This window comes from Pseudoalteromonas sp. MSK9-3 (assembly GCF_003590335.1).
GTDB lineage: Bacteria > Pseudomonadota > Gammaproteobacteria > Enterobacterales > Alteromonadaceae > Pseudoalteromonas.
Genome location: NZ_MIET01000009.1, coordinates 88,772 through 102,320, shown reverse-complemented (window position 1 = coordinate 102,320; position 13,549 = coordinate 88,772). Strand labels below are relative to the sequence as shown.

The 13,549-nt window shown below is 41.8% G+C and carries 10 protein-coding genes; 3 read left to right on the top strand and 7 right to left on the bottom strand.

The genetic code is table 11. The features are described 5' to 3' along the window. Positions 1-20: 20 nt before the first annotated feature. Together epmA and efp are read right to left on the bottom strand one after the other, a co-directional pair. Entirely contained in the window at positions 21-995 is a 975-nt protein-coding gene (gene epmA / locus BGP78_RS02650; RefSeq protein WP_119859951.1) for an elongation factor P--(R)-beta-lysine ligase, read from the bottom strand. 70 nt (positions 996-1,065) lie between these two features. After that, positions 1,066-1,632: an elongation factor P gene (efp, locus tag BGP78_RS02645; RefSeq protein ID WP_010366624.1), complete on the bottom strand. Its 567-nt coding sequence runs from the start codon at positions 1,630-1,632 to the stop codon at positions 1,066-1,068. Between the two features lie 40 nt (positions 1,633-1,672). Between efp and epmB the strand changes: the two genes are divergently transcribed. After that, on the top strand, positions 1,673-2,686 hold the full coding sequence (gene epmB / locus BGP78_RS02640) for an EF-P beta-lysylation protein EpmB (RefSeq protein WP_119859950.1): 1,014 nt from the start codon (positions 1,673-1,675) through the stop codon (positions 2,684-2,686). A 17-nt stretch (positions 2,687-2,703) separates the two neighbouring features. Here epmB and BGP78_RS02635 read toward each other — a convergent pair whose 3' ends face one another. Next, entirely contained in the window at positions 2,704-2,913 is a 210-nt protein-coding gene (locus tag BGP78_RS02635; protein WP_119859949.1) for a hypothetical protein, read from the bottom strand. 72 nt (positions 2,914-2,985) lie between these two features. On the opposite strand from BGP78_RS02635, the gene BGP78_RS02630 reads away from it, so the two are divergent. Both BGP78_RS02630 and BGP78_RS02625 read left to right on the top strand, forming a co-directional pair. Further along, entirely contained in the window at positions 2,986-3,279 is a 294-nt protein-coding gene (locus BGP78_RS02630; protein ID WP_119859948.1) for a prephenate dehydrogenase, read from the top strand. 183 nt (positions 3,280-3,462) lie between these two features. Next, entirely contained in the window at positions 3,463-6,633 is a 3,171-nt protein-coding gene (locus tag BGP78_RS02625) for an HD domain-containing phosphohydrolase (RefSeq protein ID WP_119859947.1), read from the top strand. A gap of 65 nt (positions 6,634-6,698) precedes the next feature. On the opposite strand, the gene BGP78_RS02620 is transcribed toward BGP78_RS02625, so the two are convergent. The 4 genes from BGP78_RS02620 to BGP78_RS02605 all read right to left on the bottom strand — a co-directional run bounded on the left by BGP78_RS02620 (position 6,699) and on the right by BGP78_RS02605 (position 13,545). Beyond that, positions 6,699-7,187, bottom strand: coding sequence for a DUF3016 domain-containing protein (locus BGP78_RS02620; protein ID WP_119859946.1), 489 nt, complete (start codon positions 7,185-7,187; stop codon positions 6,699-6,701). Between the two features lie 130 nt (positions 7,188-7,317). Next, positions 7,318-9,153, bottom strand: coding sequence for a S41 family peptidase (locus tag BGP78_RS02615; protein ID WP_119859945.1), 1,836 nt, complete (start codon positions 9,151-9,153; stop codon positions 7,318-7,320). 253 nt (positions 9,154-9,406) lie between these two features. Continuing rightward, complete coding sequence (locus BGP78_RS02610; protein WP_119859944.1) at positions 9,407-12,475, bottom strand: efflux RND transporter permease subunit; 3,069 nt, start codon at positions 12,473-12,475, stop codon at positions 9,407-9,409. Beyond that, complete coding sequence (locus BGP78_RS02605) at positions 12,475-13,545, bottom strand: efflux RND transporter periplasmic adaptor subunit (RefSeq protein ID WP_119859943.1); 1,071 nt, start codon at positions 13,543-13,545, stop codon at positions 12,475-12,477. The genes BGP78_RS02610 and BGP78_RS02605 overlap by 1 nt, the downstream gene beginning before the upstream one ends. Between the last annotated feature and the right edge of the window lie 4 nt (positions 13,546-13,549).

Sequence of the window (13,549 nt, the reverse complement as noted above, 5' to 3'; positions counted from 1 at the left end):
TTTACAAGTTTGATATAGCGCTATGCGCGCGCTATATCAAACGCTATCACTTCTTTAATTGCGCTTTTGCCTGTAGCCAGCATCACAAGCCTATCAACACCCAACGCAACGCCTGAACATGCAGGTAAACCATGCGCTAAGGCTTCTAAAAAGTGTCGATCCATATCAACTGGATTTAGACCCAACTCAACCCTTAATTGGTTGTCTTGTGCAAAACGTGCTGCTTGCTCAGTCGCATCTGTGAGCTCATTAAAGCCATTAGCCAACTCCATGCCTTTATAATACAACTCAAAACGCCCAGCGACGCGTGTATCCTCTGAATTGAGTTTTGCCAATGCAGCCTGCGAGGCAGGAAAATGATAAACAAAACAAGGCGCATGTTGACCAATTTTAGGCTCAATCTCCATACAAAATAATAGCTGTAACAAGGTGTCTCGCTGTGTTTCGGCCTCGGCAATATCACCGTACCCATATTTAATAGCTTCACTTTTGAGTTCATCTAGGCTGGCTGACAGCGGATCAATCGCCAACACATCCATAAACACTTGCTGGTACGAAATAGACGTACATGGCTGACAGTCTAAAATATGCATCATTAATTCACTTAATTCAGCCATCAGTGCAAACTCATCAAAATCAGGACGATACCACTCAAGCATAGTGAACTCTGGATTATGATGCTTTCCCGACTCTTCATTTCGAAATGCTTTGGCAATTTGGTAAATGGCACCACTGCCGGCAGCCAGTAAACGCTTCATGGCAAACTCAGGGGAGGTTTGCAGATATAACGGCAAGCCTGCGCTATTTCCTGGCCCAACGAACTCTGTTGAAAAAGTGGCTAAGTGCACATCGGTTACGCTCGCGGCACATAAGCTCGGTGTTTCAACTTCCATCACGTCACGTTCCGCAAAGAAAGTCCTAATTTTGTGCAAAATCACCGCCCGTTGGCGCAATGTGACTATCTCACCGCTTGGGGCCCACAATTGTTCAGACATAATGCCCTCTTTTATTACAGCCATAAAAAATCCCAGTCAAAGCTGGGATTTTTAATACTAATACAGTGTATTACTTTACACGACCTTGGTATTCAGACGTACGCGTATCAACTTTAATTACTTCGCCAATTTGCACGAACAATGGTACACGTACCACAGCGCCGGTAATAAGCGTAGCAGGTTTACCACCTGTACCCGCTGTATCACCTTTAAGACCAGGATCTGTTTCAGTGATCTCTAGTTCTACAAAGTTTGGCGGTGCTACAGCAATTGGGCTGCCGTTCCACAATGTAATCGTACATACATCGTTTTCTACTAACCACTTCACATTTTCGCCCACTGCTTTTTCATCAGCAGCGATTTGCTCAAATGTTTCATTGTTCATGAAATGCCAGAACTCACCATCTGTATAAAGATACGCAAGATCAGTATCCATTACATCAGCACCTTCCACTGAATCGCCAGATTTAAAGGTTTTTTCTAATACCTTACCTGAGATCAATTTACGGATCTTAACACGGTTAAACGCCTGACCTTTACCAGGTTTAACCATTTCATTTTCTAAGATGGCACATGGTTCACCATCTAACATAATTTTTAAGCCGCCCTTGAACTCGTTGGTGCTATAATTCGCCATCGTATCCTCTAACTGTCTTTTTCGAGTAGTAAACTTGCTAATGATACAAACAAATGAAGTAAATTTGCAGAGCAACTGGCAAAAAGAATTGGCAAATGTCGTCACAAACCCAGAAACACTAGTAAAAATGCTAGGTTTGGCAGCTTATTTTAGTGAAAGTGACCTACAAGCTAGACGTTTGTTTCCAGTACGAGTGCCATTGCCCTTTATAAAAAAAATGAAATATGGTGATCCTAACGATCCCTTGTTGCTTCAAGTCATGCCTCTTCATAAGGAATTTTTAGCCAAAGCAGGCTTTAATAAAGACCCGTTAGATGAGCAAGACAGCGCGCAACCAGGTTTATTGCACAAATACCGTTCGCGCATTTTACTGATGCTGAAAACTGGCTGCGCGGTAAATTGTCGTTATTGTTTCAGGCGTCATTTCCCTTATCAAGAAAACCAATTAAATAAGCGGTCCTTACTTGAAAGCATCGACTATCTCAAAGCACATCCGCAAATCAATGAAGTGATTTTCAGTGGGGGCGATCCACTTATGGCAAAAGATGACGCCATTGAATGGATAATAGATGAATTAGAGAAGTTACCCCAGTTAAAGCGCATTAGAATACACAGCCGCTTACCTGTGGTGATCCCTAGCCGAATTACACGCCAGCTTTGTCAACGCCTTGCCAATAGCCCATTAAAAGTGATTTTCGTTAATCATATTAATCATGCTAACGAAATTGATGACGATTTTATCAAAGCCATGACCATGCTCAAAAGTGCCAACGTCACTTTGTTAAATCAAAGCGTGTTACTCAAAGGGGTGAACGACACCAGTTCAGTCCAAGTGGCATTAAGCGAACGTCTATTTGAAGCTGATATTTTGCCTTACTACTTGCACCTGCTAGATAAGGTCGAAGGCGCAAGCCATTTTGACATTGAAGAATCTCAAGCACGGGCTATTGTCGCGGGTATGCTGGACGCATTACCTGGCTTTCTGATACCCAAATTAGTGAGAGAAATCGGTGGCAAAACAAGCAAGACACCGATTGATTTACAGCTGGGGTAATAAACACTAACGCGACGTTAAACGTAAACGTTAATGTTATTACCTAAACTTGCTGTGGTTGACTTTGCAGGGCTTTGTGCGCCAGCACTAGACCCTGCGGCTTCAATCAAAGCAAGCGCTGCTTTCCCATCTGCTTGCTGTTGCTTTTTGGCCAAAGAAGCGCTGTAAACCTCGCCACTTGGACCTGCACCAGACATCGCAGGTAGGTTATTTCCAGAAATATTCATAAGCATATACCTGACTTTTTAAATGAATCCACGTAGAATATCGGCCGTTTAAGCAACAACTTTAGGAAAAATATGCACGCTGTTATTGAAAAGCTCAACGAGAACTTAAAAGTAGTTTATCGTCAGGCACTTGATGCTGACAAAAAATTAGACGAGTTGCAGCAGCAAGGTCACGGTAAATTCAAAGCGCTATTTACTGAAGACGCGGGTTTTACGTTCGACGCGAAACGTTTCAAACCTTACGTATTAGATGTTGCAGCGGATGTTGAAGCATTAAGCCATAACGAAGAACTTGATCAGCAAAAACTTACTTTAGCGGTTACTAAGCTACAAAACCTATTGAAGTTACTTGCCACTTTTAAGTAACCACTATCAATCGCTTAATGTCGTAAAAGGCCGTAAGGCCTTTTCATTTCCTTCCCCCTATTCAGTCAATCAACCCCTGTCAAAATAAACACTTCATTAACAATTTGACGTGTTTATTTGTAATCATAAAATATCCTTCTACGCTATGAGGGGTATATCAATTTTTATTTTCAGGGAAAGACTATGCAACGTCGAAAGCATTGGCGCTTCTCGGTCCGGATCACTGTGGTTACCCTTTTTGCCGTGGTTTGCAGCATTGTTGCAGCCCTAACTGTTTCTCTACAGTACTACAATAGTATTGCGCAACTAGAGCAGCAAACGGTTCAGCAGTTTGATCAATTTGCTACGAGTGCAAAGCAAACAATTCACCAAAACGATTTAGCCGCAAGTAGAATGGTTGACATGTTGGCGCTCATGCCAAAAGTCGAACAGCTTAATAATGAACAAAAGCTGCGTATTCTTGCTGATCTCATTGCGACTAACCCCTCAGTTGAAGGGATCTACTTTGCAAACAACTATGGTGACTTTTTCGAGGTCATTAATTTAAAAAATACAGCACTGAAAGAAAGCTACCGCGCATCAGAAAATGACGCTTGGGTTATCATGAATATCGATGGTAAATCTAGCCCGAATCAACGGGAATTGTCCTTTTTCAATGCCTCTTTTGAATTGAGTGCATCACGCGTAGAGCCAACCAGTTATAATCCTACAAAACGCCCCTGGTATATCAATGCCAGTAACGTGAGTCAGCGTAGTACCCCATACTTATTCCAATATACACAAGTGCCAGGGGTTACGTACTCTAGAAAGTTGCACAGTCAACGCGGCGTGATTGGGTTAGATATTCCTTTACATGCCCTTGCCGGTAGCTTGGAACGACAGGTAAAGGGGTTTGCTGGAGAGGCTTACTTAATAAAGCCGCAAGGTGACATCATTGCCACCAACCGTCTAGATAACAAAGCCCGTATGGTGCCCTTGCAACCTCTACAGCTCACCCTAGAGCAAAAAGAGATCATAGCTAGGCATTCTCCATTAACCATATCAAATGAAACCGATTGGTTCCCAGTTGATTATGCCGTGTCTGGCGAACCCAACGGCTATGCCGTAGAGGTCATGCGGCAAGTCGCCACATTATTACAACTCGATGTAGAGTTTATCAATGGCTATAGTTGGTCTGAATTCACCAACCGCTTTGAACAAGGCAATATACATGCTTTAAACGCAACCTTTGATAACAAAGAAAACCAAAATAAAGGGTTGCTAAGTAACGCCTATGGTCATCTTAAATTTGCTTTAATTTGGCCTAACAACGCAACACATATTGCTTCAATTGCACAGTTGAATAACAAAACGCTCGCCATAGCAGAAGGCTGGTCTGTTATTCAGCCGATCCGTGATGCTTACCCAAATATAAATATCTTAGAAGTAGAGACGACCATTGATGTGGTCCATGCTGTATTAAACGGTCAAGCTGATGCGGGTATCGAAAGCGATATTATTGTGCGTAACTTATTAAATGAATATGCACTGAGCGGATTAAAAATCAGTAACGAGTTTTCGTTTGCTCGCGTCAAAGTTCGCTCATCTATTCATTTATTACTGGCAAACAACAAATCAGAACTCATGCCACTCATTAACTTAGCCATTGATACCTTAAGTAATGCATATTTAGCTCAGTTAGAATCCAAGTGGCTCAATGAAGCTACCAATAGTCACGAAATTGGCCGAATTATACCGTATCTGCCATATATTAAAAATATGGACAACACTCAATTTGGCACACTTCATCACTTTACAGATAACACAAAACAGAAGCTGATCTATGTTGATAAGCTACAAAGTGCAATGTCGTCAGAGCAACTTATCGTGTTTGTTATTGATCAACAGACCTTATTTTCCCCCGTTTACGACAGTGTGACCACCAGCAGCCTTATTACTTTATTGGTGGTTGCCATGTTGCTGCCTCTGACATGGCTTTGCGCTTCCCCGATAGTGAAACCCATTACAGAATTATTGGCAATGACCTATCATATTCGTGCCCATGATTATGCCGATGTTAAAGTCATTCCCAGTAAGGTCATTGAAGTAAAGCGCCTGTCACTCGCTATGAAACGGATGGCCGATGAACTAAAGCGTCACGAGTATGCGCAGCGTAATTTAATTGATGCCATTATTAAACTTATCGCTCAAGCCATCGATGAAAAGTCTCGCTATACAGCAGGTCATTGCAAACGAGTGCCTGAACTTGGGGAAATGCTCGCGCAAGCGGCATGTGATAGTAATAACTCAGCATTCAAACATTTTTCTTTTGATAATGAACAGCAATGGCGTGAATTTAAGACCGCGGCCTGGCTACATGATTGTGGTAAAATCACTACGCCGGAACACATTGTTGATAAAGGTTCTAAGCTTGAATGTATTTATAATCGTATTCATGAAGTGAGAATGCGTTTTGAAGTCTTGTATCGTGACGCACAGATACACTACCTCACCCAAATCGCAGCTCACCCCGAGCAAACCGAAAAACTCTCAAACGAAAAGCAGGCGACACAGCAAAAATTATTTGATGACTTTGCTTTAATCGCCAAAGCCAATATTGGTGGCGAATATATGTCTGAAGAAGCCAAAGCACATGTCCGTGTCATTGCATCACAAACATGGGTCCGTTACTTTGATGACAGTTTAGGGTTATCTCCACTTGAGGAATTACGCTACTCACAACATCAACATCCCGCTATTCCCACTGAGGAACCGCTATTGGCTGATAAAGCAATGCATATCGTGCAACGTTATGAAGCGTATCATTGCCCTGAACACTTCGATATAAAAATGCCAGTGCCTGAGAATCTTGCCAATCGGGGGGAAATATACAATCTTTGTATTTCACGTGGTACATTAACCGCTGAAGACAGATTTAAAATCAATGAGCATATTATTAGTACCATAAAAATACTCGACAGTGTGCCCTTCCCCCCTGAGCTTGCGAAAGTGCCCCGTATTGCGTCAACACACCATGAAACGATGCGTGGAGATGGCTACCCAAGACAATTGAATGGTGAAGCGTTATCAATACCGGAGCGTATTTTAGCGCTTGCCGATATTTTTGAAGCATTAACAGCCGCAGATAGGCCCTATAAAAAAGCAAAACCACTCAGTGTTGCACTGAAAATATTACATAAGATGGCAATAGATGAGCATATTGATTTAGATGTGTTTGAGCTATTTATACAAAGTGGTGTTTACCTAGAATACGCTCAACGGTTTTTACCAGCAGAACAAATTGACGACATAGATATTTCGCAGTTTTTTATGGCTGCGGACTCACCAAAAAAAGTCGTAAGTATGGCACGTTAATAAAAGGCATGTAACAAAAAAGGGTAAATCCAATAGAGGGCTACCCTTTTTATATGTCAGTAAAATTAAGATTTAGGGATAACTGCATCTATGTGCTCATCAAACCAATCTTTTAATAAACGCTTATCAAAATAGAAAGCTTCATCGCGCCCCATGCTGATCCTATCCATAAAGCTCAAATCTTTAATTACTTTCTTATCTGCTTGCGCCAGCACCTTTCCCGATTTATCTGTAAGCGTGTAGCTAAGCTTCATCCGAGGGAAGTGAATAGATTTGATAATACGAATATCATGCATATTAAAGCGTACATCACCAGCAAGATCGATGTCTTCAAACGTTAAATCCAGTTTATAACCTGCTGGCACATCTGCCATCAACTTTTGTATGTGCTTTTCAAACTGCTTTGCGATACGTTTATGATAGCTACTTTTAGACTCATTAGCCGGTCTTACGTCTCGGTAATCATTAAAATCTAACCACTTCACAGATGCTTCACCGGCATTTGCAAGAAATGGGGTACACACCATCAATATTACTAGGTTTAGTTTATTCATTTTCTATACTCCGATTAATGTTTACACAGTTAGTTTGACCCGTTTTGGCTGAACAAAATCTTAATTCCCGACACCTTTACCAGCCTTTACTTCGAGTTACACTTAACTACACATTAGTTCGCAATCCATATCATTGCTGTTGTAATATATACTCTACAGCACGCGTTAGCTGATTATCTGTCCCTTCAACGATAGACTTTCTACTAATTGGCACAGCCATATCAGGTTGTATCCCCACACCAATGAGTGATGAGCCATCATTTTGCGTAACTTGTAATCCAGTATATATAAATGTAACACCGCCATTATCAGGCCCAGAAAAAACGGATTGCACCTGAATATTACCGTTAATACCAGCGGTCGCTTCACCCATAATAGGTAGCCCTGCATTCTGTATATAGGCTAAAGCATGTTCATTTTGACTAATACTGTCTCTAGAAGCCAATACAACGATTGGCTTATCAATAACCTCCCCGGTGGGCTGAATGAATTGAAACACGCGTTGTACATTGCTTCGAAATTGATTTGGTGCCCGTTGCCAATGTTCATACATAGGCGCACTGCTTATTTCCTGAGACGAGAACCAACCTAAAGCATGTAACCACGCAAAAAAGTCTTCAGGGTAATGGCGTAAATCAATAACAATACCTTTTGCAGATGATAACTGCTCTCTCACTTGCGATAAAGCAGACTGAGAGAGCTTATAAAGTACTAAGTGATGAACTCCCTCATCCAACACTTTATGCATATAGTCGTATCTGTGTACAAGTCTATTCCCAGTATATCTTTGCGCCATAGCAGAAATAGGAAGAGGCTTAAATAGCACAGTATAAGTCGTCCCATCCATTTTTTTTAAGGTCGCTTCTATTTGCGTGTCATCTCGTCTGAGAAAAAGCGATTTTAAGCTCCGATATTTTGCATTATGCTCTGATGTCAAAATCACTTGAGCGTTACGCTCTATCACTTGCTCAATAGGTTCATTATCAATTGTTACTAATTCATCCCCTAACTCAACAAGATTAAGTGCATCAGGATGAATTCGTGTGATTATTGCTTTACCTTCAACGATATAGGGTCTAAATGGCAATATCCACTCAAAACTCCTACTTGGCGATATATGTCTAGGCAAATGTATAGAGATATGCTGATCTTGAAGCAGATTCATAGACGTAAAAATGGTCTGCCAGATGTCTTGCGGGTCCTCCAACAAGCATGCTGAGAGCATCTCTTTGTGCTCAGGCTTCCAGTTAACGTCCACTTCTGAAAAGTATGGCCAAAAATGTTGGATTTCAGCCCAAATATGACTCGCAGCTGCCATACATAACTCAGTTTCATCAATGGAATGAGACATGTCATACGTATCATAACCATTATATGTGCTTCCATGTGATGACTCATGCTCATTTAAATACAGTGGAATATGCAGAGGCTCATTATACAAGTGTGTTGTGTAAAACCACTCTTGTGCATGACGACTATCACCTTGTAAGCTTTTATAAGTGCCTCTAATCAACTTTCGAGTAAACACCGAATCATCTGAACTGCTATTAGCCAACCAACTCGATACCCGAGATTCTTCGCTTGGTTCATTAGGTATAGCAACCCCTAATGATATATGAGGAGCAATTGAGTGTAGTATTTGGAAAGACTCAGCTAAACGCTCCTGCTTACTCATTTGACTCAACTTGACGATAGCCTCAGCTATAAACACATCCCAATGGGTATTTGCCACAGAATCACTGGGGTAGAAAAACCGGATCTGCTGGGCCACTTCAACAAAACTGACTATGTCATCTTGCAACGAAGAGGAGTAAGTTATCTCTGGCTTACTCTGTAATTCGACTACTGGAGGACTTGTCGTTATTGGCACTTCAGACTGTTCTAGTAGTCCTGCTGTTTCACTACCGGAGCCACATGCACTGAGTAGATAAACGGTTACAAGGTAGCTTAATATCCTTTTCCACATAAATTTTCCTTTTTATTGTAATAGGTTAAACATCATCAAAAATACCTAATAAAGGAAACTTGTAAAGAGGAGAATGATTTTTATACAGTGCAAATAAACTTAAACGAAAAGTAAGCGAAGCACTTAAGACATATCCTTTGATTTATTTTTTGACTTGCTCTTTTTGGTACTCAGTACTCTCGGCATTGCGAAATAAAAAAGGTAGTCACCTCAGTGACTACCTTTTACTTAATGAAACTAATGCTTAATGAGACTAAGCTTGCTTGTACGGTAAGCTAAAAAAGAGTGCATACAATACTGGGATAACACCAAGGGTAAGTACGGTTGAAAACAACAGCCCTCCCATAATACTCAATGCCATCGGCTCCCACATCTCGCCCCCACCTAAATATAAAGGCACTAGCCCCAACACGGTGGTGGCAGTGGTTAATAAGATAGGTCGCATTCTGGCTTGTGCCGCATTTACAATGGCTTCAATCGGTGAATCGGGTAAATCATCTAATTCAATTTTGATACGCTCTAACAACACAATGGCATTGTTTATTACGATCCCCGCCAAAGAGATCACCCCTAGCAATGTCATAAAACCAAAGAACGATTGCCCAATTAATAGCCCAGCGACAACCCCAATAAATCCAAGTGGGATTGTTGCGAGTACCATGGCAGATTTACGAATTGAGTTGAATTGACCAATCAGCAAAATGACGATGATCAACACCGCAATGGGCAACTTATCGGCTATCGACTGATTTGCTTTGCCTGATGACTCAGCTTCACCACCTAATTCATAACCATAACCCAATGGCCATTGCTGTTTTTGTTCATCTAACCAGGGCGTTATTGCTGCAAATCCTTCACTGGCAGTGATCCCATCAACTTGTGCGCCTACCACAACCGACTTTAACCTATCGCGACGGAATATCTGCGCGTTTTCCCATACCACTTTGATATCTGCAACTTGTTTAAGTGGCACCGAACTGCCAGAGGATTGCGAGTAAACCACCATTGCCTCTAACTTACTAATATCTTGTCTGTCGGCAGCAATAGAGCGCAGTGTAACCGGAATAATGTCGTCACCTTCACGGTATTGTGTTAGCTCCAAACCACTTAAGCCCGTTTGCAAGGACGTTGCTATATCTTTACTCGACACACCGGCTCTGCGAGCTCGAGTTTGATTAATGTCTATCTGTAGCTTTTTAATCGGTAAACCCCAATCATCACTTATAGACTTTAACCCTTGCGTTTCACGCATCTTTTCTTTCAATTGCGCCACGATTTTCATTACTTCAGCGGTGTCACTGCCAGCAATTCTAAATTCAACAGGATTAGCAATCGGCGCGCCGTTTTCTATTTTTCGCTGCTTAAGGAGCAAATCTGGGTGGCGTGCTAACGCATACTCCTCGATATCAGCCATCACATCATCAATTATCTGATAAGACGTAACCGACACTATCATTAAGGCATAGTTTGAACTGGTTGACTCCGGTGTATGTGTTAACAAAAAGCGCGGACCACCATTGCCAATATAACTCACCCACTGTGTTACGCCCGTCTCACGCTCACCTGTCACTTGCAGCTGAGTTTGGAAGTATTCTTCCATATCTTTAACAAGGGCTTCTGTGGTCTGCAAACGTGTGCCGACTGGCAGCTCCAATTCAACCTTAAAATAATCTCTATCAGAAGGAGGAAAGAACAAATTAGGGATAAGCTTTAGACCTTGAACCGCCAAAACTAACATACCTATGCACACCGCAACGGTTAACCACCTAAATTTTAATAAGGTATACAAAATAGTCCTGTAACTTTGATACATGCTCCCAGCATACTCATCACTATTTTGCTTCACATTCACTTTAGTAAAGTATACACAGAGCATGGGGATCATTGTCATCGCCAATAACCATGAACACAGTAAAGTGATGGTGACTACTTTAAAGAGCGAGGCCGTGTATTCGCCCGTTGATGATTCAGCAAGAAATATAGGCAAAAATGCAGCGCCCGTAGTAAGCGATGAAACCAGTAACGGCACCTTTAACTCATTGGCAGAATCAACCGCAGCATCAATGGCTTTTTTCCCTTTCTCCATTTGTACCATGATGTTTTCAGACATCACAATCCCGTTATCAACAAGCATGCCCAATGCAATGATCAACGCTGCCAATGAAATTTGGTCGATAGAAATATCAAAAAATGACATCACCAAAACACCACATACCATACTCATCGGGATCAAACTGGCGACAATCAAACCGGTGCGTAACCCTAAACTAAACAGCATCACCACTGTCACCACTAATATCGCTTGAACTAGGTTTGAGACAAAGTCGCTGACTTTTTGTTCTACTTCTTGTGGCAAGAACGAAAGGAGCTTAAATTCAACACCAATTGGGTAAACACTCTCTAAATAGCGAATACTTTCCAGTACCTGCTCCCCTAACGCTAAATTATTACCACCAGCTCGCATAGAAATAGCAAGCGTTAGCCCCGTATCAGAGCCAACACGCACTTTGCTTTTAGCAGGATCAACATAATCTCTGTACACTTTTGCTATATCTGTCAGTAAAATAACTTGATCGCTGCCGGGGATGTTGATGATGGTTTGTGCTATGTCTTCTACTGATTCAAAATTACCACTAGGCTCAAGTGCTAATGTTTCATCATCGATATATAATGAACCGCCGGGATTAACAATGTTACGCGCTGCCAGCTGATCTTTAAGCTGGTTCGCTGATAAACCCAGTGATGCTAACCGCGTATTCTCAAACTCAATAAACACGCGTTGCTCTTGTGCCCCATAAATATCAACTTTTGCCGCTTCAGGTAAGCGTAAAAATGCATCTCGAACTTGCTCAGCTACCTCTTCCATTTCTCGGTAGCTATAGCCGTCCGCGGTTAAGCCAACGACAATACCAAACACATCACCAAACTCATCATTTACAATGGGCGTTTGTGCCCCATTTGGTAAATCATTTTCAATACTCTGAATTTTACGCCGTAAATTATCCCAAATAGGCCGCATATCTTTATAGCTTTCTTTTATATTCACACTCACGATAGACACACCTGTTTTAGAGGTGCTGGTGACAAAATCAAGCTCTGGGATCTGCTGGGCAACTTTTTCTATTTGATCTGTTACTAACTCTTCAACTCTTTGTGGGCTCGCGCCAGGAAAGTGCGTAACTACTTGCGCTGTACGAATTATAAAACCCGGGTCATAATCTTTGGGCATATTGTTAAATGCCGACAGCCCAAATAACAATAAAGCCGCAAAGACAACCCAAGCTGTTCGATTATTTTCTAATGCTAAGCGGGTAATATTCACTATGCGCCCCCATTAAATTTTACAACTTGCCCTTCTGTCACCTTGCTCATACCTGCAGTGACAACATGTGCGCCTTCATTCAAACCCGATAAAACAGTAAAGCCAAACGGCGTAATATCACCCACCACCAGCGGCGTTTTCGTAATTTGACCTTTCCCAGCGTCAAGGGGATTTACCGTCCAAACAAAGTTCCCACTGGCATTTTTAAGAACCGCTTTTATAGGCACATAAATTTGGCTTTGTTGACCTTGTTGTGCGCTGGCACGCACACGAGCTGTCATACCCGGTAAAATATTGTAGCCCGCTGGTGGTTGCATACCTAACGTGACTTCATAGGCCTTAGTGACTTCGTCAGCCTGTGTGCTCACTTCAACAAAACTCAATGGAAATTGCTTCCCTTTTATTGCGGCGAACTCGGCATAAATTTGCTTTGGCGCCTCTTTAGAGACATGTACCATCATACTTTCAGGTATATTCACCTTTAAGTTAATACGCTCAATGTCTTGTAACGTAACAATAGTTTGCTTCGCTTGTACCTCTTCAAATTTTTCTATGTGGGTACGAGCCACAACACCATTGAAAGAGGCATGTAACTGGGTATAGGCTAAATTATTACGTGCAGTGGCTAGCTTGCTTTTCGCACTGGCAAACTGTGCTTTAAGCTGATCATAATCTGCTTGCGAAATAGTCCCTGATGTGATCAATTGCTCTGCTCGGCCAAAGTCTGCTTTGGCTTTATCAAACGCGGCTTGCGATTCATCAAGGGCGAGTTTGTAATTTGTGTTATCTAGTTCAGCGATCACATCACCTTGTGATACATTTTTACCTTGCTTAACTAATAAAGAGACAACTTCACCAGCAACTTTAAAAGACAGATCAGCAGAGTTTGCTGCATCTACTACAGCAGGAAACTCTTGCATAGGTCCACCGCTATTTGCGACAATTGTTAAGGTACGCACAGGGCGTAAAGTAGGCTCTTCACTAACCGATTGGTTTTGTTCACTACACGCACTTAGCAGTGTTAATAAAATGCCGGAAAACAGAAAGGGTTTGCTACGTTTGTAATTCATATTG